The organism is Streptomyces sp. MK37H (assembly GCF_018035285.1).
GTDB classification, from domain to species: domain Bacteria; phylum Actinomycetota; class Actinomycetes; order Streptomycetales; family Streptomycetaceae; genus Streptomyces; species Streptomyces endocoffeicus.
The window spans coordinates 1-20843 of the sequence record NZ_JAAAYH010000074.1; the positions used below are offsets into that span (position 1 = coordinate 1).

Here is a 20843-nt window from a genome sequence, read left to right on the forward strand (position 1 = left end):
GAAGTGGGGAAAACCCGGACGCAGCCGCGGCTGCGCGCCTACTCTTCAGGATGTGCCTGGCTTGTCCGGCCGGGTCCTTGTCGTCGACGACAACAAGGTCATCCGGCAGCTGATCAGGGTCAACCTCGAGCTGGAGGGCTTCGAGGTCGTGACCGCGGCCGATGGTGCCGAGTGCCTGGAGATCGTTCACCAGGTGCGGCCCGATGTGATCACTCTCGATGTCGTGATGCCCAGACTCGATGGGCTGCATACGGCATCGAGGCTGCGCGCTGATGCTCGTACGTGTCATGTGCCCGTCGCGATCATCAGTGCGTGTACGCAGTACGAGATGGACAGCGGGAAGGCGCTGGGCGTCGATGCCTTCCTCGCGAAACCCTTCGAGCCCGTCGATCTTGTCGAGCTCGTGCGGCGGCTGATGCGGCAGGGGGCGGCCGGTGCGGCCGCGCCCGGTGATGCCGAGTCGGTTGTGGGGCCCACCGGGTAGTGGTGGGCCCCGGGCCCGGGCCTCTTCCTTCCTTCCGGTTCGGCCCGGGGGGCTTGGATTCGGTTCTGTCCGGAGGCTCGGGCTTCTTTGTGGGTGCCGGGGTCCGGGGCTTGCTTGTGGGTGCCGAGGTCCGGGGCTTGCCTCTGGGTCCCGGACCGGGGCCTCCCGGCCTCGGCCTCGGCTCCCCAGTCCTGTGCTCGTCCGAAGGGCGAAACCGGTTCGCTTTCGTACCCCCCTCCTCCCATACGCTGGTCCCGTGACTCCCGCCCAGCTCTCCCGCACTGTGCTGCACACCGTGCGTCGTGCCGTTGAGGACGACGAGCTGTGCGTTGCCGTGCCGGAGCGGGTGAAGGTGCGGACGCCTCCTCGGCCTGGGTGTGGGGATTACGCCACCAATGTCGCCCTGCTGCTGGCCAGGGGCGAGGGGGATGCGCTCGTTATCGCCGAGGTTTTGCGGCGGCGGCTGCTCCGTGCGCCCGGGATCGCTCGCGTTGATGTCGCCGCTCCTGGGTTTCTCAACATCACCCTTGATGCCACCTCCCATGCTCAGCTTGTGCGGGACGTCCTCTCCCAGGGGTCTCGCTACGGGCACGGTGATTCGCTCGCTGGGGTTTCGGTTCCGCTTGGGCCTGCGAACGAGGTGCGGGCCGCGCTGGTCGCTCATGTCGTGCGGGGTCTCGTCGGCGCTGTCGGGGGAGTCGTTGTGCCTGGTCATGGGCCCGTCGTGAGGGCCGCTCCGGTCTCCGGGGCTGAGCTGCTCCGCTCCCTCGGGCCCGATGCCGCCCGCTGGGCGCTGCTCCGGCCCGCCGGGCATGATCTGCCCGATCTCGACCCCGCCCGTCTTCTTTCCCAGCGCGAGGGCAACCCGCTCTTTCGGGTTCAGTACGCCCATGCCCGTATCCGCGCCCTGATGCGGAACGCTGGCGAGCTCGGCATCACGCCCCAGCCCGAGGCCGGGGCGTACGACCACCCCGCCGAGATCGGCCTTCTCGCGCTCCTCGCCGATCATCCCCGCACCATCGAGGCCGCCGCCCGGCACCGTGCGCCCGACCAGCTCGCGCGGCATCTTGTCGCCGTCGCTGATGCCTTCTTCCGGTTCCATGACCGGTTCCATGACGACTGCCCGCCCATCCCAACCGGTGAGCTCAAACCCTCGGCCGTCCACCGTTCCCGGCTGGCCCTTGCCGACGCCGCCGGGGCGGTGCTCGCCGGCGGCCTGTATCTGCTCGGCATCAGCGCACCCGAACATCTGTAAGACCTTGAGAGAGACAGCAGAGACAGCATGAGCCGTTCCGCCCATCCCGCCGGGCCCCGCCACGCCGATGTCCTCCCCGAGGGGCACTACGCCGCGCCGCCCGCCGATCTCAATCAGCTCGATCCGCGCGTCTGGTCCCGTACGGTCAGCCGGAACGCCGATGGCGTCGTGGCCGTCGGCGGGATCGACGTCAAGACGCTCGCGGAGGAGTTCGGGACGCCCGCGTACTTCCTCGACGAGGCCGACTTCCGGGCCCGCTGCCGGGCCTGGCGGGAGGCGTTCAAGGGGGAGGGGGAGGACGCGGACGTGTTCTACGCCGGGAAGGCGTTCCTCTCCCGCGCCGTCGTGCGCTGGCTGAACGAGGAGGGGCTCAACCTCGATGTGTGCTCCGCCGGGGAGCTGGCCACCGCGCTCGCCGCCGGGATGCCCGCCGAGCGGATCGCGCTGCACGGGAACAACAAGTCCACCGGTGAGATCGAGCGGGCCGTCGGGGCGGGCGTCGGGCGGATCGTGCTCGACTCGTTCCAGGAGATCGTGCGGGTCGCGCATATCGCCCAGCGGCTCGGCAGGCGGCAGAAGGTGCAGATCCGGGTGACCGTGGGTGTCGAGGCGCACACCCATGAGTTCATCGCGACCGCCCACGAGGACCAGAAGTTCGGCATTCCGCTCGCGGGCGGGCAGGCCGCCGAGGCCGTACGGCGGGCGCTCAAGCTCGACGGGCTCGAGCTCATCGGCATTCACTCGCACATCGGGTCGCAGATCTTCGACACCTCGGGCTTCGAGGTGGCCGCCCACCGCGTCGTCGGGCTGCTCAAGGAGATCCGGGACGAGCACGGCGTCGAGCTGCCCGAGATCGACCTCGGTGGCGGCCTCGGCATCGCGTACACCTCGGAGGACGACCCCCGCGAGCCGCATGAGATCGCCAAGGCGCTGCGCGACATCGTGCACCGGGAGTGCGACGCGGCCGGGCTCGCGGTGCCGCGGCTGTCGGTCGAGCCGGGGCGGGCGATCGTCGGGCCGACCGCGTTCACGCTCTACGAGGTGGGCACGGTCAAGGAGCTGCCGGGGCTGCGGACATACGTCAGCGTCGATGGCGGGATGTCCGACAACATCCGTACCGCGCTCTACGACGCCGAGTACTCGGTGGCGCTGGTCTCCCGCGCCTCCACCGCCGAGCCGATGCTCTCCCGCGTCGTCGGCAAGCACTGCGAATCCGGCGACATCGTCGTACGGGACGCCTTCCTGCCCGCCGATCTGGCGCCTGGCGATCTGATCGCCGTCCCCGCCACCGGCGCGTACTGCCGCTCGATGGCGAGCAACTACAACCACGCGCTCCGGCCGCCCGTCGTCGCCGTACGGGACGGGGAGGCGCGCGAGATCGTCCGGCGGGAGACGGAGGAAGATCTACTGCGGCTCGATGTCGGCTAGCGAGGGCCCGCTCCCCGCTACCTGCTGCCCGCTTCCCGCTACCTGGTGCCCGCTAGCGGCAACCCGCCGGCGGAATCGGCCAGCGAGAAATGGATCTCGGATACTGGACCCGGGACAGGAAATCCCGTCCAGTGCATGAGACTGGTGCACTAACGCGCTGATGCATTAACGCGATGGATGAGAAACGAGGTCGGATGATGCGTACGCGTCCGCTGAAAGTGGCGCTGCTGGGCTGTGGAGTGGTCGGCTCAGAGGTGGCGCGCATCATGACGACGCAGGCGGACGACCTCGCGGCGCGCATCGGGGCCCCGGTCGAGCTGGCCGGGATCGCCGTGCGCCGCCCCGGCCGGGTCCGGGAGGGGGTGCCGGCGGAGCTGGTGACCACCGACGCCACGGCCCTGGTCAAACGCGGGGACATCGATGTGGTGGTCGAGGTCATCGGCGGGATCGAGCCCGCCCGCACCCTCATCACCACCGCGTTCGACCACGGCGCGAGCGTGGTGTCCGCGAACAAGGCGCTGGTCGCCCAGGACGGCGCGGCGCTGCACGCCGCGGCCGAGCAGCGCGGTGCGGACCTCTACTACGAGGCCGCGGTCGCGGGGGCGATCCCGCTGGTGCGGCCGCTGCGCGAGTCGCTCGCGGGCGACAAGGTCAACCGCGTCCTCGGCATCGTCAACGGCACCACCAACTTCATCCTCGACCGGATGGACGGAAGCGGCGCCGGCTACAGCGAGGCGCTGGACGAGGCCACGGCCCTGGGCTACGCCGAGGCCGACCCGACCGCCGACGTCGAGGGCTTCGACGCCGCCGCGAAGGCCGCGATCCTCGCCGGGATCGCCTTCCACACCCGGGTCACCCTCGACGATGTGCACCGCGAGGGCATCACCGAGGTGACCGCCGCCGACATCGCCTCCGCCAAGCGCATGGGCTGCACGGTCAAGCTGCTCGCGATCTGTGAGCGGGCCGCCGACGGCCGGTCGGTCACCGCGCGGGTGCACCCGGCGATGATTCCGCTGAGCCACCCCCTCGCCTCCGTCCGCGAGGCGTACAACGCGGTCTTCGTGGAGGCCGACGCCGCGGGGAAGCTGATGTTCTACGGCCCGGGGGCGGGCGGTTCGCCGACCGCCTCGGCCGTCCTCGGCGACCTCGTCGCCGCCTGCCGCAACAAGCTGGCGGGCGCCACCGGACCCGGGGAGTCCGCCTACAGCCGGCTCCCGGTGAGCCCGATGGGCGATGTGGTCACTCGCTACCACATCAGCCTGGACGTCGCCGACAAACCGGGAGTTCTGGCGCAGGTCGCCACAGTCTTCGCCGAGCACGGCGTGTCCATCGATACGGTCCGCCAGCAGGGGAAGGACGGCGAGGCATCCCTCGTCGCCGTGACCCACCGCGCGAGCGACGCCGCGCTCTCGGCGACCGTGGAGGCGCTCCGCCGGCTCGACACCGTCCGCGATGTCGCGAGCATCATGCGGGTCGAGGGCGAGTAGAGGGCGAGTGGAGGTCAAGCCGAGCCGTGGGCGAACAGAGGGCGAGCAGGGGCCGGGCAGCGGCCGCGCTGAGGCCGAACAGAGGGTGAGCGGAGAGTAAGGGAAATCATGAACGCAATCGCCGACGCCGGGCCTCGAATGTCCGGCACCCGCCAGTGGCACGGCTGGCGGGGCATCATCGAGGAGTACCGCGACCGCCTCCCGGTCAGCGGGACCACCCCCGTCGTCACCCTGCGCGAGGGCGGTACGCCGCTGGTCCCCGCGCAGGTGCTCTCCGAGCGCACCGGCTGCGAGGTCCACCTCAAGGTCGAGGGCGCCAACCCCACCGGGTCGTTCAAGGACCGCGGGATGACGATGGCCATCAGCGTGGCCAAGGAGGCCGGCGCCAAGGCCGTCATCTGCGCCTCCACCGGCAACACCTCGGCCTCGGCGGCGGCGTACGCCGTACGGGCCGGGATGGTCTGCGCGGTGCTGGTCCCGCAGGGGAAGATCGCGCTGGGCAAGATGGGCCAGGCCCTCGTCCACGGCGCGAAGATCCTCCAGGTCGACGGCAACTTCGACGACTGCCTGACGCTGGCGCGCGGGCTGTCGGAGAAGTACCCGGTGGCGCTGGTGAATTCGGTCAACCCGGCCCGGATCGAGGGCCAGAAGACCGCCGCCTTCGAGATCGTGGACATGCTCGGGGACGCACCCGACATCCATGTGCTGCCGGTCGGCAACGCGGGCAACATCACGGCCTACTGGAAGGGCTACACGGAGTACGCGGCGCCGTTCGCCGACAGCGAGCCGCGCGCCTCCCGTACGCCCCGGATGTGGGGCTTCCAGGCGTCCGGCGCGGCGCCGATCGTGCGTGGTGAGCCGGTCAAGGAGCCGAGCACCATCGCCACCGCCATCCGCATCGGCAACCCGGCTTCGTGGACCTTCGCCGAGCAGGCGCGCGACGAGTCCGGCGGCCTCATCGACGAGGTGACCGACCGTCAGATCCTCGCCGCCTACCGGCTGCTCGCCGCCCAGGAGGGCGTTTTCGTCGAGCCCGCCTCCGCGGCGAGCGTGGCGGGTCTGCTGAAGGCGGCCGAGCAGGGGCTGGTCGACCCGGGCCAGCGCATCGTCTGCACGGTGACCGGGAACGGGCTCAAGGACCCGGACTGGGCGGTGGCGGGTGCGCCGCAGCCGGTCGTGGTCCCGGTGGACGCGGACGCCGCGGCCGTACGGCTCGGGCTGGCCTGACACGGGGCTGCGCGCGACCCGGGTCCTGCTGGTCCGGTACGGCGCGGCGCGCCTCGGGTCCTGCCGGTCCGACACGGTACGGCGCGCCTCGGACCGTGCCGGTCCGGTACGGCGCGACCCGGTCCTGACCAGGGCCGGGACCTGGTGCGCTGGGGGTTTCGGCGGGCCGCCTGGCCCGGCCCGCCGGGCCCCTGCGTGCCACGTCGGCCCCGGCCCGCCGGGCCTCTGCGTGCCGCGTCGGCTCCCGGCCCGCCGGCCGTACGGCTCGGGCTGGCCTGACACGGGGCTGCGCGCGACCCGGGTCCTGCTGGTCCGGTACGGCGCGGCGCGCCTCGGGCCCTGCCGGTCCGACACGGCACGGCGCGCCTCGGACCGTGCCGGTCCGGTACGACGCGACCCGGTCCTGACCAGGGCCGGGACCTGATGCGATGGGGGTTACGGCGGGCCGCCCGGCCCGGCCCGCCGGCCCCCTCCGTGCCGCGTCGGCCCCGGTCCGCCGGGCCCCTCCGTGCCGCGTCGGCCCCGGTCCGCCGGGTTCCTCCGTGCCGCGTCGGCCCCGGTCCGCCGGGTTCCTCCGTGCCGCGTCGGCCCCGGTCCGCCGGGTTCCTCCGTGCCGCGTCGGCCCCGGTCCGCCGGGTTCCTCCGTGCCGCGTCGGCCCCGGCCCGCCGGGCCTCTCCGCGCCGCGTCGGCCCCGGCCCGCCGGGCCTTTCCGCGCCGCGTTGGCCCCCGGCCCGCCGGGCTCCTCCGTGCCGCGTCGGCCCCCGGCCCGCCGGGTCTCTGCACGCGCACCCCGTCGGCCCCGGCTCGCCGGGCCTCCGCGCACCCCACTCAGCCCGTTCCGGGGGCTTCTCTAAAGATCCACTCAAGTGGTGGCAGAGAAGCGCGAGGGGGCGCGGAGGGCTCCAGTAGAGTGGTCGCGGACGATGGCAGGGAGCGCGACACGCATCGTGCGCCTCCCGTGCGCCCTATGTCGCCACAGAACCTTCCTTCGATAGGCTGTACTGAATCCGCCCCGACGCAGAGCGCTCGCCTCTGCGCGGCGTCGCCGTACTTGTCACGGCCCTCGCGGTGTTCCGTACCTCTTCGAGCAATCGCACGTAACCACAAGGAGAGTCATCGAGCGATGGCCGGTCCAGCGTTCCGCGCCGCCGCCGTCCGAGTGCGCGTCCCCGCCTCGAGCGCCAATCTCGGTCCTGGCTTCGACGCCCTCGGCCTGGCCCTGGGCCTCTACGACGACGTGGTGGTCCGGGTGGCCGACTCCGGTCTTCACGTCGACATCGCCGGTGAAGGCGCGGAGTCGCTCCCGCGCGACGAGAACCATCTGCTCGTGCGCTCCCTGCGCACCGCCTTCGACCTGCTGGGCGGACAGCCCCGCGGTCTCGAGCTGGTCTGCGCCAACCGCATTCCGCACGGCCGGGGCCTGGGCTCCTCCTCCGCCGCCATCTGCGCCGGGATCGTCGCCGCGCGCGCGGTGACCATAGGCGGCGCCGAGCGGCTCGACGACGCGGCGATGCTGGAGCTGGCCACCGAGATCGAGGGCCACCCGGACAATGTCGCCGCCTGCCTGCTCGGCGGCTTCACCCTGGCCTGGACGGATGCGGGGTCCGCCCGGGCGATCAGGATGGACCCCGCGGATTCCGTCGTTCCGGTGGTCTTCGTCCCTGGCCGGCCGGTGCTCACCGAGACCGCCCGCGGCCTGCTGCCGCGCACCGTCCCGCATGTGGACGCCGCGGTCAACGCGGGCCGGGCCGCACTGCTTGTCGAGGCCCTGACCAGGCGTCCCGAGCTGCTGCTGGCCGCGACGGAGGACCGACTGCACCAGGAATACCGTGCTCCGGCGATGCCCGAGAGCGTGAGCCTGGTGAACCGACTGCGGGCGGACGGCGTCCCCGCGGTCATCTCCGGCGCGGGCCCCACGGTGCTCGCGCTGGTCGAGGACGGTGCGGCCGACAAGGTCGCACGACTGGCGGGCGAGGGGTGGGCGGCCAACCGGCTGGCTCTCGACGCCGGGGGGGCGAGTGTCCTGCCGCTCACCTGACACCGCGATCCGGGGTGTCCCGGAGCCGGGAAAACTCGATAGCCGGTCTTGGAGAGGGGGAATGTTTGTTGGATCCGGTAGTGTTAACCTCAAGTCTGCACTCGATGCCTCTTGGATGTACTCGGAGGCGAGGTGCTCAGTGTCCCCATCAGGGACCACCCTTCTTCCGGGAGCCTCCCACACTGCCTGAGCAGCCTGCCTGAGCAGTATCGAGCACGCTCCGGAATCGGCGTGGCGGATTCTCGTGAACCCTCCGCCGCGTCGGAACCATGAACTGATCTCTCCGCCGTACCCCGGCGGACCACCGCCCCGGCCCGGTCCGTAACGGAAGGACCACAGCCGGACAGCACAACCGGTCGCCGAGCCAGACAGGCCGACGCCCGCTCCAGGGAAGGACCCTTCGTGAGCGACACCACCGATCTGATGGGCGTGAACGCCTCCGGCACCTCCGACAGCGGTGTCGGCAACAACGCGCCCGCCACGGACGCTTCCGCGCCCGCCAACGGTGCTGCCACTGGCGCTGCCCCGCGGCGACGCCGCTCGGGCACCGGCCTTGACGCCATGGTCCTGGCCGAGCTTCAGCAGCTCGCCTCGAGCCTTGGCATCAAGGGCACCGCGCGGATGCGCAAAGGCCAGCTGATCGAGGTCATCAAGGAGAAGCAGGCCGCGGGCTCCGGCTCCGCCCAGGGCTCCGAGAGCACTCCGTCCGACGCGGAGGGGGTGACCAAGCCGAAGCGCCGCACCACCTCCCGGGCCCGTACGGGCGACGACGCCGAGGAGAAGACCGGCGCCAAGTCCTCGAAGTCCGCCGGGAAGGCGGAGAAGGCCGACAAGGCCGACGCCGAGGAGAAGGCCGCCGCGCAAGGGCAGATCGAGATCCCCGGCCAGCCCGGTGAGCCCGCCGGCGATGAGCAGCCGGCCGGTGAGCGCCGCCGCCGCCGGGCCACCGCGCCCGCCACCACCCCCGACTCCGGGGGCACGGCCACCGCTGTCGAGACCAAGACGGAGGCGCGCAGCGACGTCTCCGCCAAGACCGAGGCCAGGACCGAGCCCAAGGGCGACGGGAAGGCCGAGGCCGCCGCCGACACCGCCGAGGGCAAGGGCGCCAGGGGCGGTGACCGCCAGGAGCGCGGTCAGAAGGGCGACCGCCGGGACCGGCAGCGCGACCGCGGCGACCGCCGCGGCAAGGGCGAGGACGGCCAGCAGGGCGGCGGCCGTCAGCAGCGCGACGGGCGCGGCCAGAGCCAGCAGCGCGCCGACGAGGGCGACGACGACTTCGAGGGCGGGCGCCGCGGGCGCCGCGGCCGCTACCGGGACCGGCGTGGCCGCCGTGGCCGTGACGACTTCGGCAATGAGCCGCAGGTGTCCGAGGACGATGTGCTGATCCCCGTCGCGGGCATCCTCGACATCCTCGACAACTACGCGTTCATCCGGACCTCCGGCTACCTCCCGGGCCCGAACGACGTGTACGTCTCGCTCGCCCAGGTCCGCAAGAACGGTCTGCGCAAGGGCGATCACGTCACCGGCGCGGTCCGTCAGCCGCGCGAGGGCGAGCGCCGCGAGAAGTTCAACGCGCTGGTCCGGCTGGACTCGGTGAACGGCATGGCGCCCGAAACCGGGCGCGGGCGGCCGGAGTTCGGCAAGCTGACGCCGCTTTACCCGCAGGACCGGCTGCGTCTGGAGACCGAGGCCGGCGGGCTGACGACCCGGATCATCGACCTGGTCGCGCCGATCGGCAAGGGCCAGCGCGGTCTGATCGTGGCCCCGCCGAAGACCGGTAAGACCATGATCATGCAGGCGATCGCCAACGCGATCACCCGCAACAGCCCCGAGTGCCATCTGATGGTCGTCCTCGTCGACGAGCGGCCGGAAGAGGTCACCGACATGCAGCGGTCGGTCAAGGGCGAGGTCATCTCCTCGACCTTCGACCGCCCGGCCGAGGACCACACCACCGTCGCGGAGCTGGCGATCGAGCGGGCCAAGCGCCTGGTCGAGCTGGGCCATGACGTGGTCGTCCTGCTGGACTCGATCACCCGCCTGGGCCGTGCGTACAACCTGGCGGCGCCCGCCTCCGGCCGCATCCTGTCCGGTGGTGTCGACTCGACCGCGCTCTACCCGCCGAAGAAGTTCTTCGGTGCCGCGCGCAACATCGAGGACGGCGGCTCGCTGACCATCCTGGCCACCGCGCTGGTCGAGACCGGCTCGCGCATGGACGAGGTGATCTTCGAGGAGTTCAAGGGCACCGGCAACATGGAGCTCAAGCTCGACCGGAAGCTCGCCGACAAGCGCATCTTCCCGGCGGTGGACGTCGATCCGTCCAGCACCCGCAAGGAGGAGATCCTGCTGGCGCCGGAGGAGCTGAACATCGTCTGGAAGCTGCGCCGGGTGCTGCACGCGCTCGACTCCCAGCAGGCGATCGAGCTGCTGCTGGACAAGATGAAGCAGACGAAGTCGAACGCCGAGTTCCTGATGCAGATCGCCAAGACCACGCCCACCCCGGGCAACAACGGCGACTGACCGGACACCCGCCGGAACACTCCGTAGCCGAGGCCCCCCGCACCGCGGGGGGCCTCGTTGCGTTCCATGAGAGGTGAGCCACATTTTCCGGCCAGGCCACGGACCGGTTCTGATCATGTTATCGCCCGCGAAAGTGCAGGTCAGAGCGGTAAGGCGGACGAAGGGGACGAACGGTGCGCCCGGCGGCCCGCGCGAAAACCGGCCATCGCACATATGCAACCCTGGCGGTCGGCCTTCCATCTGTCAGGTCGGAATACGGGGCCGGAACACAGGCTGACTCCACCGCGCGACGCGACGCCACGCCTGACCGTGACGGCAGGGGGTACTCGGGCAGCTAAAGAGAACTGAGGAGCACATGGCCGAGGACAGCAGCAACGCACCGGTGAGCCCGGGTCGCCACCGCGCCCGCGGGGCGACGGCCGGGCGCCGTCGCAAGCGGCCCAGTACGCGCCGTAGGGCCGTGCTCTACACGGTGTGGACGCTGGCCGCCGTGCTGGTGCTCGGCGGTGCCGGACTCGGCTACCTCTACTACAAGCTGAACGGCAACCTCACCGGCGTCGACGTCAACGCCGCCCTCGGTGCCAACCGCCCCAAGAACGTCGACAACGGCTCGATGGACATCCTCGTCCTCGGCTCCGACTCCCGGGCCGGCAAGAACGCCAAGTACGGCACGGACGAGGGCACCTCCCGCTCCGACACGGCGATGATCGTCCACGTCTACAAGGGCCACAAGAAGGCCAGCGTCATCAGCATCCCGCGCGACACCCTCATACAGCGGCCCTCCTGCACCACCAAGGGCGGGCAGCAGACGCCCGCCGTGCGGGCGGCCATGTTCAACAGCGCCTACGAGGCCGGCGGGCCGGCCTGCACCATCAAGACCATCGAGTCCATGACGGGCATACGCATGGACCACTTCCTCGAGGTCGACTTCTCCGGCTTCAAGCAGCTGATAGACGACCTCGGCGGGGTCAACATCACCACCACCGCCCCGATCCACGACCCCAAGAGCCACCTCGACCTGGAGCCCGGCGCGCACACCCTGGACGGGGAGCAGTCGCTGGGCCTGGTGCGCACCCGGCACGGTGTGGGCGACGGCAGCGACCTCGGCCGGATCAAGCTCCAGCAGGCGTTCGTCAAGGCGCTGCTGGACCAGGTCAAGCACGTGGACCTGTTCGGCAACCCGAAGAAGCTCTACGACCTCGCGGACACCTCCACCAAGGCCCTCACCACCGACTCCGAGCTGGCCTCGGTGAGCAAGCTGAAAGGCTTCGCCGAATCCCTGAAGGGCATCGGCTCGGGCAACATGAAGATGACCACGCTGCCCGTCGAGTACGACCCGCAGAACCCGGCCCGGGTGCTGCCCATGGAGCGCAAGGCCAAGCTGATATGGACCGCGCTCCGCCATGACCGGCCGGTCCCCGCCTCCGCCACCAAGGGCTCCGCGGGCGATGCCACCAGCGCGGGCAAGGTCGTCAAATAGGGTTGTCCAAGGTCGTCCGAGGGCGTCCGACAGCCTCCCGGGCGGGCCGGGAATATCCGGACCCGCCCCCCGGTTTTGGGGGATGCGGCCAGTACTGGCAAACTGGATCGTCGGTCCCGGTTCACGACAGGCAACCCGCCCGTCGACCCGGTGCCCTCCCGAACCTAGGAGATTCCCTTGAAGCGCGACATCCACCCGGAGTACGTCGAGACCCAGGTCAGCTGCACCTGTGGCGCCTCCTTCACCACCCGTAGCACCGTGGGCGGCGGCACCATCCGTGCCGACATCTGCTCCGAGTGCCACCCGTTCTACACGGGCAAGCAGAAGATCCTCGACACCGGTGGCCGCGTGGCGCGGTTCGAGGCCCGCTTCGGCAAGAACGCCGGGTCCGCCAAGAAGTAGCGACCCGCACGGCGCCGGTCTTCGGTCGCCCCTTCCCTGGGGCGACCGGACCGGCGTTTTGTCGTCACCGGCCCTCCGGCACTTTCCGCAACGCCACCACGCAGACCATTCAGGGAGCCCTCCGATGTTCGAGGCGGTCGAGGAACTGATCGGCGAACACGCCGACCTCGAGAAGCGGCTCGCCGACCCCGCGGTCCACGCCGACCAGCGGGAGGCGCGGCGGCTCAACAAGCGCTACGCCGAGCTGACCCCGGTGGTCACCACCTATCGCGCCTGGAAGCAGGCCGGGGACGACATCGAGACCGCCCGCGAGCTGGCCCAGGACGACCCCGACTTCGTGGACGAGGTCAAGGAGCTGGAGCAGAGCCGCGAGCAGCTCACCGACCGGCTGCGGCTGCTGCTCGTCCCCCGCGACCCGAGCGACGACAAGGACGTCATCCTGGAGGTCAAGGCCGGGGAGGGCGGCGAGGAGTCCGCGCTGTTCGCCGGCGACCTGCTGCGGATGTATCTGCGGTACGCCGAGCGGATCGGCTGGAAGACCGAGATCATCGACGCCAATGAGTCCGATCTCGGCGGCTACAAGGACGTCCAGGTCGCGGTCAAGGCCAGGGGCACCATCGAGCCCGGCCAGGGTGTCTGGGCCCGGCTGAAGTACGAGGGCGGGGTGCACCGGGTGCAGCGGGTGCCCGCCACCGAGTCCCAGGGCCGTATCCACACCTCCGCGGCAGGTGTGCTGGTCACTCCAGAGGCCGAGGAGGTCGAGGTCGAGATCGGCCCCAACGATCTGCGGATCGACGTCTACCGCTCCTCCGGACCCGGCGGCCAGTCGGTCAACACCACCGACTCCGCGGTGCGCATCACCCACCTGCCCACCGGCATCGTCGTCTCCTGCCAGAACGAGAAGAGCCAGCTCCAGAACAAGGAGCAGGCGCTGCGCATCCTGCGCTCGCGGCTGCTGGCCGCGGCCCAGGAGGAGGCCGAGCGGGAGGCGTCGGACGCGCGGCGCAGCCAGGTCCGCACCGTCGACCGGTCCGAGCGCATCCGTACGTACAACTTCCCGGAAAACCGGATCTCGGACCATCGTGTCGGTTTCAAGGCGTACAACTTGGACCAGGTGCTCGACGGTGAACTCGACCCGGTCATCCAGGCGTGCGTCGACGCCGACGCGGCCGCCAAGCTGGCGGCGGCGGGCTGAGCCACCCACTGATCAACGCTTCGTGCCCTTGTCCGGACCGGCTGGAGGAATTCAGTGAACGTGCTGCTCGCCGAGGTGGCGCAGGCCACTCAGCGGCTGGCCGACGCGGGCGTGCCCTCACCGCGCTTCGACGCGGAGGAGCTCGCCGCCTTTGTGCACAGCGTCAAGCGGGGAGAGCTGCACGGCGTGCCCGACGCCGACTTCGACGCCCGCTACTGGGAGGCGGTCGCCCGCCGCGAGGCCCGCGAGCCCCTTCAGCACATCACCGGCCGCGCCTTCTTCCGCTATCTGGAGCTCCAGGTCGGACCGGGGGTCTTCGTGCCCCGGCCGGAGACCGAGTCGGTGGTCGGCTGGGCGATAGACGCGGTGCGCGCCATGGACGTCGTCGAACCGCTCATCGTCGATCTGTGCTCGGGTTCCGGGGCCATCGCGCTCGCGCTCGCCCAGGAGGTGCCGCGCTCCCGGGTGCACGCCGTGGAGCTGGACGAGGGCGCCCTGCGCTGGGCGCGCAAGAACGTCGAGGGGTCCCGCGTCGTTCTCCATCACGCGGACGCGTTGACGGCCCTGCCCGAGCTCGACGGGCAGGTGGACCTCGTCATCAGCAACCCGCCGTACATCCCGCTGACCGAGTGGGAGTACGTGGCGCCGGAGGCCCGCGATCACGACCCCCAGCTCGCGCTCTTCTCCGGTGAGGACGGCCTCGATGTCATCCGTGGCCTGGAGCGCACCGCCCACCGGCTGCTGCGCCCCGGGGGCGTGGTGGTCATCGAGCACGCAGACACCCAGGGCGGCCAGGTGCCGTGGATCTTCACCGAGGAGCGTGGCTGGGCGGACGCCGCCGACCACCCCGACCTGAACAACCGGCCCCGGTTCGCCACCGCGCGGAAGGCCATGCCGTGACGGCGGCACCGCACCACACATTGGCCACGTACGAGGAGGTCCGTTAATGGCACGGCGATACGACTGCGGGGACGCGACCGACCGCAAGACCGGCCTGCGCGAGGCCGCCTCCGCCGTCCGCCGCGGCGAACTGGTCGTGCTGCCCACCGACACCGTCTACGGGATCGGTGCGGACGCCTTCAACGCCGAGGCGGTCGGCGATCTGCTCGAGGCCAAGGGGCGCGGCCGCAACATGCCCACACCGGTGCTGGTCGGCTCGCCGAACACCCTGCACGGACTGGTCACCGACTTCTCCGAGATGGCCTGGGAGCTGGTGGACGCCTTCTGGCCCGGTGCGCTCACCCTCGTCGCCCGGCACCAGCCGTCGCTCACCTGGGACCTGGGGGAGACCCGGGGCACCGTGGCGGTCCGGATGCCGCTGCACCCGGTGGCGATCGAGCTGCTGACGGACTTCGGCCCGATGGCGGTCTCCAGCGCCAATCTGACCGGACACCCCTCCCCGCAGGACTGTGACGCCGCCCAGGACATGCTGGGGGACTCCGTCTCGGTGTACCTCGACGGCGGGCCGACCCCGGCCGCCGTGCCCTCCTCGATCGTCGATGTGACCGGCAAGGTGCCGGTGCTGCTCCGGGCGGGCGCGCTCACCGCCGAGCAGCTCCGGGAGGTCGTACCCGACCTCGAGGTGGCCAATTGACAGCCCCTGAGGGGCGTGGCATAGCGGAACACCGTGAGAAGAACGCCGAGGCCACCTTCCGCATCCTCCACGTCAGCACCGGCAATGTGTGCCGCTCGCCGATCACCGAGCGGCTGACCCGGCATGCCCTCGCCCACCGCCTCGGAAGTGTCCGCACCCGCGGTCTGATCGTGGAGTCCGCCGGCACCTGGGGCCACGAGGGCGCGCCCATGGAGGCGCACGCCGCGACGGTCCTGACCGACTTCGGCGCCGACCCGGCGGGCTTCCTCGGCCGAGAGCTGCTGGACGAGCACGTCATCCGAGCCGACCTGGTGCTGACCGCCACCCGCGACCACCGGGCGCAGGTGATCTCGATGGGGCACTCGGCGGGGCTGCGGACCTTCACGCTCAAGGAGTTCACCCGGCTGGTGCGGGCCATAGACCCCGCGACGCTGCCCGACCCGGAGGAGGCGGGCGGCGTGGTGGAGCGTGCCCGCGCCCTGGTGCAGGCCGCGGCCGCGCTGCGCGGCTGGCTGCTGGCGCCCAACGAGGAGGCGGACGAGGTGCACGATCCGTACGGGGCGCCGATCACCTTCTTCCGCTCCATCGGGGACGAGATCAACCAGGCCCTGGACCCGGTCGTCACGGCGCTGACGGGCGTTCCCGCCCCCGCGTAGGGGGTTCTCCCGCCCCCGTGCAGCCCCTCGGAGGCCCGGGGGCGCGCCGTAAGGGGGCCTGCGAGGGCCGTACGGCGCGCCGTGCGGCGTCGCGGGGCCTACATTGGGGGTGACCACGTAAGCGTCGACCCGCTGTCCCCTCCGAAGGCTGTGAGCACGCCATGGCCGTCACCCCCTGGGGCCCCGATTTCGCAAGCCTCGCCCGCCAGGACCCGGAGCTGGCGGGAATCATCCTGAGCGAGATCGACCGCGTCCGCGGCGGACTCCAGCTGATCGCGGCCGAGAACTACATCTCGCCGGCCGTGCTGGCGGCGCTCGCCTCACCGCTGGCCAACAAGTACGCCGAGGGGTATCCCGGCGCCCGCCACCACGGCGGCTGCGAGATCGTGGACATCGCCGAGCGGGTGGCGCAGGACCGGGCCAAGGCGCTGTTCGGCGCCGAGCACGCCAATGTGCAGCCGCATTCGGGGTCCTCGGCGGTGCTGGCCGCCTACGCCGCGCTGCTGCGGCCCGGGGACACGGTGCTGGCGATGGCGCTGCCGCACGGCGGCCATCTCACCCATGGCTCGCCCGCCAATTTCTCCGGCCGCTGGTTCGACTTCATCGGCTACGGCGTCGATCCGGCGACCGGGCTGATCGACTACGAGCAGCTGCGCGGACTGGCCCACGCCCACCGGCCGAAGGCGATCGTCTGCGGTTCGATCTCCTATCCCCGCCATCTGGACTACGCCGCCTTCCGTGCGGTCGCCGACGAGGTGGGCGCGTTTCTCATCGCCGACGCCGCCCATCCGATCGGCCTGGTGGCGGGAAAGGCGGCACCGTCCCCGGTGCCGTACGCGGACGTGGTGTGCGCAACGACACACAAGGTGCTGCGCGGGCCGCGCGGGGGAATGCTGCTGTGCGGTGCGGAGCTCGCCGAGCGGGTGGACCGGGCGGTGTTCCCGTTCACCCAGGGCGGGGCCCAGATGCACACCGTCGCGGCCAAGGCGGTGGCGTTCGGCGAGGCCGCGGCGCCTGCCTTCACCGCCTATGCGCGGCGGGTGGTGGCCAATGCCCGGGTACTGGCGGACGCCCTGGTCGGAGAGGGTCTGGCGGTCGTCACGGGCGGCACCGACACCCATATGATCACCGCCGATCCGGCCCCGCTGGGCCTGGACGGACGCACCGCGAAGGGCCGCTGCGCGGCCGCCGGGATCGTCCTGGACACCTGCGCGCTGGCGTCCGCCACCGATCCCCGGGGGTGCGTCAAGGGGCTGCGGCTGGGCACCGCCGCGGTGACCACCCAGGGAATGGGAGCGCCGGAAATGGAGCGCATAGCCAATCTCATGGGAACCGTCTTGCGGGACGAGGGCGTGGTACGGGAAAAGGTGGCGGATCTGGCCGGGAGATTTCCGCCCTATCCGGACGAGGGCCGAATCATGCAACCATCCGAAGGTGTAGGACGTCTGTAAGTACGTTCACCGCGAGGCGTCTGACACGCATAGGGTGTGGGGCTGTGATGGCCAGCGATACCTCTGGGGCAGCCTGTGCGTGAATACCTGCTGACTCTGTGCATCACGGCCGCGGTCACCTATCTGCTGACCGGGCCGGTGCGGAAATTCGCCATCGCGGCCGGTGCGATGCCCGAGATCCGCGCCCGTGATGTGCACCGTGAGCCCACGCCACGGCTCGGTGGCATCGCCATGTTCGGCGGGCTGTGCGCGGGGCTGCTGGTCGCCGCCCACCTGACCAACCTCAAGGACGTCTTCGAGGTCTCCAACGAGCCACGGGCGCTGCTGTCCGGGGCCGGGCTGATCTGGCTGCTCGGGGTGCTGGACGACAAGTGGGGCGTGGACGCGCTGATCAAGCTGGGCGGCCAGATGATCGCCGCCGGTGTGATGGTGCTCCAGGGCCTGACCATCCTGTGGCTTCCGGTGCCCGGTGTGGGACCGGTCTCGCTGACGCCCTGGCAGGGCACGCTGCTCACCGTGGCGCTGGTCGTCATCACCATCAACGCGGTCAACTTCGTTGACGGACTTGATGGTTTGGCGTCCGGGATGGTGTGCATCGCCGCCGCCGCGTTCTTCATGTACGCGTACCGCATCTGGTACGGCTACGGCCTGGAGGCGGCCGCGCCCGCCACCCTGTTCGCCGCCGTCCTCATGGGCATGTGCCTGGGCTTCCTGCCGCACAACGCCCACCCCGCGCGGATCTTCATGGGCGACTCGGGCTCGATGCTGATCGGGCTGGTGCTGGCGGCGGGCGCCATCTCCATCACCGGCCAGGTGGACCCGGACGCGATGAAGCTGTTCGAGGGGTCCGAGCAGGCCGCGGTGCACGCCACCGTCCCGGTCTACATCCCGCTGCTGCTGCCGCTGACCGTCATCGCGGTGCCCTTCGCGGACCTGGTGCTGGCGATCGTCCGGCGCACCTGGCGGGGCCAGTCGCCGTTCGCCGCCGACCGCGGCCATCTGCACCACCGGCTGCTGGAGATCGGCCACTCGCACAGCCGGGCCGTCCTGATCATGTACTTCTGGTCGGCGCTGATCGCCTTCGGCGCCGTGGCCTACTCGGTGAACTCGGCCGGTGTGTGGTTCGTGCTCGCGATCGTGGCGCTGAGCGGGGTCGGGCTGGTGCTGTTGCTGCTGCCGCGGTTCACCCCGCGTGTTCCGCGCTGGGCGGAGGCGTTCGTTCCGCCGCGCTACCGCCGCGCCAACCGGATCGCCAAGGCCGAGCAGGACGCCGAGGCAGCCGCCGAGCCCGTGGCGGCCACGGCCGGTGCCGGGTCCGCCGCCTCGGAGCCGGAGTTGGTCAAGCCCGAGCCGGTGGGCTCCGGGATGAACGGCGGCGCGAGCAGTGGGGCGAACGGTGTGAACGGCGCCACCGCGATCGGCGACCGGTCCCGCTTCACCCACCGCCGGCGCATCGGAACGCCCCAGTAATCTCCCCAGTCATCGCCTCGATCTCCCCAGTCATCAACCCGGCAGAGGGTCCGGCGAGAGCGCTGAAGATCACAGGACGGCGTCAGCACGGTACACACCTCATAACTCTCCCGTGTGACGTGCAGCACACCCGGCGGGTAAAGACCTCATCAAATAGTTTGTGATACCGTTCACTAAACCCGGTGCTAGACCCGAGGGGCCGTAGGGCGACGGCTCTTCCTCGTGAGGTCTCCTCTGTCCCCGGGGATACGCTCGTCCACGACGAATCGTTGCTTCCGACACTTGCCGGAGAAACCCTTCATGCAGTCCAACGACGCCAGAACGCTCCTGAGTTGCGCCGTGCCCACAGCCATCGCCGGTGTGGTCGCCGTCGCCGTCGGTTCTGTGCTCGCAGGCGGCAAGGGAGCGATCGGCGCGGGCTTTGGCACATTCGTCGCCGTGGTGGTGATGGCTTCCGGGCTGATCGTGCTGGAGCGCACGGCGAAGCACCTGCCCCATCTGTTCCAGGCCATGGGCATGGTTCTCTTCATGGCCGAGTTCCTGCTGGTGGCGGTCGTGCTCGCGGTGTTCCAGGACACCACGCTGTTCAACGTCAAGGCTTTCGCTCTCGCACTGCTCGCCGCGACCCTGGTGTGGGTCGGCGCACAGACCCGCGCACACATGAAGGCCAAGATCCTCTATGTGGAGCCGGAAGCCGAGGACGAACGCAAGCCCGGGGGGGCGAAGAAGTCCGCTCCCGCCGGGTCCACGCCGTGAGAAGTAGGGCCGGGATAAGAGCATGTGCGCTCACCTGCTATCGTCCGGTGCCATCTGAGGCACAGCGGGCGCAGGTAGCTGAACCCCCGGAATTCACGGGATGGAATCGGCGGCCCATGCAGCTGATGCCCGACATACCACTCGGCCACGCGCCGATCAGCCGCCCCCACATTCGTAAGACCAGTCCAGTGCCGTTCCGTGGCCGCGTGCCGCGCCGACACAACGAGGTTGCCGTACCCATGCGCCACGCTGAAGGAGCTCGCGGTGAGTTCTGACCAGACGCTCGCCTTCGAGACGAACTGCCACATCTTCGACGGGTGCGGCTTCCCGGCACCCGGACTCCATTCGTTCAAGTTCGAGCCGCTCTTCTCGGTCGGCGGATTCGACTTCAACAAGCCGATGCTGCTCGCGCTGCTGGGCACCGTCGTCATTGTCTGGTTCTTCTGGGCCGCTTTCGGCCGGGCCAAGGTGGTCCCCGGCAAGCTGCAGATGGTCGGCGAGGCCGGTTACGACTTCGTGCGCCGCGGGCTGGTCTACGAGGCCCTCGGGAAGAAGGAGGGCGAGAAGTACGTCCCCCTCATGGTCTCGCTGTTCTTCTTCGTGTGGATCATGAACCTGTGGTCGGTCATCCCGGTCGCCCAGTTCCCGGTGACGTCGATCATCGCCTTCCCGGCCGGTCTCGCCGCCATCGTCTACGTCCTCTGGATGTATCTGACCTTCAAGAAGCACGGCTTCGTCGGCGGCTGGAAGAACATCACCGGCTACGACAAGGAGCTCGGCGCGATCCTGCCGATGATCGTCGTGATCGAGTTCTTCTCGAACGTGATCATCCGGCCCTTCACCCACGCGGTCCGGCTCTTCGCCAACATGTTCGCCGGCCACCTGCTGCTGCTGATGTTCACCATCGGCTCCTGGTACCTGCTGAACGGCATCGGGATCGCCTACGCGGGCGCGTCCTTCGTGATGACGATTCTGCTGACCGCCTTCGAGCTCTTCATCCAGGCTGTCCAGGCGTACGTCTTCGTGCTCTTGGCCTGCAACTACGTTCAGGGCGCGCTCGCCGAGCACCACTGAGCACACCTGCCTCCCAGACCATCAGACGTCCGGTGGCCAACCCCCACCGGCCCATGAAACGCAAAGGAAGAACCGGCATGTCCGCTCTCCAGACCCTCGCCGCCGACGGCATCACCGGCAACCTCGGCTCGATCGGTTACGGTCTCGCCGCCATCGGCCCCGGCGTCGGCGTCGGCATCATCTTCGGTAACGGCACCCAGGCCCTGGCCCGTCAGCCCGAGGCGGCCGGCCTGATCCGCGCCAACCAGATCATGGGCTTCGCCTTCTGTGAGGCGCTCGCGCTGATCGGTATCGTCATGGGCTTCCTTTTCAAGTCCTGAACGGACCG

Annotated in this window: 18 protein-coding genes; all 18 read left to right on the forward strand. The window is 70.5% G+C overall.

Annotation, left to right across the window (positions count from 1 at the left end; all coding sequences use genetic code 11):
- Positions 1-52: 52 nt before the first annotated feature.
- The 18 genes from GWI24_RS13575 (at position 53) to atpE (ending at position 20835) form a co-directional block, all read left to right on the forward strand.
- On the forward strand, positions 53-484 hold the full coding sequence (locus GWI24_RS13575) for a response regulator (protein WP_308343637.1): 432 nt from the start codon (positions 53-55) through the stop codon (positions 482-484).
- Positions 485-740: 256 nt separating this feature from the next.
- Positions 741-1739: an ArgS-related anticodon-binding protein NrtL gene (gene nrtL, locus GWI24_RS13580; protein ID WP_210946209.1), complete on the forward strand. Its 999-nt coding sequence runs from the start codon at positions 741-743 to the stop codon at positions 1737-1739.
- 27 nt (positions 1740-1766) lie between these two features.
- The gene (lysA, locus tag GWI24_RS13585) at positions 1767-3167 is read left to right on the forward strand and encodes a diaminopimelate decarboxylase (RefSeq protein WP_210946210.1); all 1401 of its coding nucleotides are present in this window, start codon (positions 1767-1769) and stop codon (positions 3165-3167) included.
- A gap of 194 nt (positions 3168-3361) precedes the next feature.
- Positions 3362-4654: a homoserine dehydrogenase gene (locus GWI24_RS13590; protein ID WP_138913794.1), complete on the forward strand. Its 1293-nt coding sequence runs from the start codon at positions 3362-3364 to the stop codon at positions 4652-4654.
- A 108-nt stretch (positions 4655-4762) separates the two neighbouring features.
- Positions 4763-5881, forward strand: a complete 1119-nt coding sequence (thrC, locus tag GWI24_RS13595; RefSeq protein WP_247616305.1) for a threonine synthase — start codon at positions 4763-4765, stop codon at positions 5879-5881.
- Positions 5882-7005: 1124 nt separating this feature from the next.
- Complete coding sequence (gene thrB, locus GWI24_RS13600; protein ID WP_210946211.1) at positions 7006-7920, forward strand: homoserine kinase; 915 nt, start codon at positions 7006-7008, stop codon at positions 7918-7920.
- Between the two features lie 402 nt (positions 7921-8322).
- Positions 8323-10437 (forward strand): transcription termination factor Rho, encoded by a 2115-nt coding sequence (gene rho / locus GWI24_RS13605; RefSeq protein WP_210946212.1) that lies wholly within the window; start codon positions 8323-8325, stop codon positions 10435-10437.
- A 355-nt stretch (positions 10438-10792) separates the two neighbouring features.
- A complete protein-coding gene (locus GWI24_RS13610; protein WP_210946213.1) occupies positions 10793-11917 on the forward strand; it encodes an LCP family protein in 1125 nt (374 codons plus the stop codon).
- A gap of 177 nt (positions 11918-12094) precedes the next feature.
- Positions 12095-12319 (forward strand): 50S ribosomal protein L31, encoded by a 225-nt coding sequence (gene rpmE / locus GWI24_RS13615; protein WP_030823398.1) that lies wholly within the window; start codon positions 12095-12097, stop codon positions 12317-12319.
- A gap of 124 nt (positions 12320-12443) precedes the next feature.
- Complete coding sequence (prfA, locus tag GWI24_RS13620) at positions 12444-13514, forward strand: peptide chain release factor 1 (protein WP_210946214.1); 1071 nt, start codon at positions 12444-12446, stop codon at positions 13512-13514.
- Between the two features lie 54 nt (positions 13515-13568).
- Positions 13569-14414, forward strand: coding sequence for a peptide chain release factor N(5)-glutamine methyltransferase (gene prmC / locus GWI24_RS13625; RefSeq protein WP_020868414.1), 846 nt, complete (start codon positions 13569-13571; stop codon positions 14412-14414).
- A gap of 46 nt (positions 14415-14460) precedes the next feature.
- Positions 14461-15108, forward strand: a complete 648-nt coding sequence (locus tag GWI24_RS13630; RefSeq protein ID WP_014054918.1) for an L-threonylcarbamoyladenylate synthase — start codon at positions 14461-14463, stop codon at positions 15106-15108.
- Positions 15105-15764, forward strand: a complete 660-nt coding sequence (locus GWI24_RS13635; protein WP_037951046.1) for a low molecular weight phosphatase family protein — start codon at positions 15105-15107, stop codon at positions 15762-15764. Before GWI24_RS13630 ends, GWI24_RS13635 begins: the two co-directional genes overlap by 4 nt.
- 161 nt (positions 15765-15925) lie before the next feature.
- Positions 15926-17215 carry a serine hydroxymethyltransferase gene (glyA, locus tag GWI24_RS13640; protein ID WP_210946215.1) on the forward strand — a complete coding sequence of 430 codons (1290 nt, stop codon included), beginning with the start codon at positions 15926-15928 and terminating at the stop codon, positions 17213-17215.
- Positions 17216-17278: 63 nt separating this feature from the next.
- A complete protein-coding gene (locus tag GWI24_RS13645; RefSeq protein ID WP_210946223.1) occupies positions 17279-18685 on the forward strand; it encodes an MraY family glycosyltransferase in 1407 nt (468 codons plus the stop codon).
- A 300-nt stretch (positions 18686-18985) separates the two neighbouring features.
- Positions 18986-19441, forward strand: a complete 456-nt coding sequence (locus tag GWI24_RS13650) for a hypothetical protein (RefSeq protein WP_086880583.1) — start codon at positions 18986-18988, stop codon at positions 19439-19441.
- Between the two features lie 264 nt (positions 19442-19705).
- Positions 19706-20515, forward strand: coding sequence for a F0F1 ATP synthase subunit A (atpB, locus tag GWI24_RS13655; protein ID WP_037951039.1), 810 nt, complete (start codon positions 19706-19708; stop codon positions 20513-20515).
- Positions 20516-20592: 77 nt separating this feature from the next.
- Complete coding sequence (gene atpE / locus GWI24_RS13660) at positions 20593-20835, forward strand: ATP synthase F0 subunit C (RefSeq protein ID WP_037951036.1); 243 nt, start codon at positions 20593-20595, stop codon at positions 20833-20835.
- Positions 20836-20843: the final 8 nt, after the last annotated feature.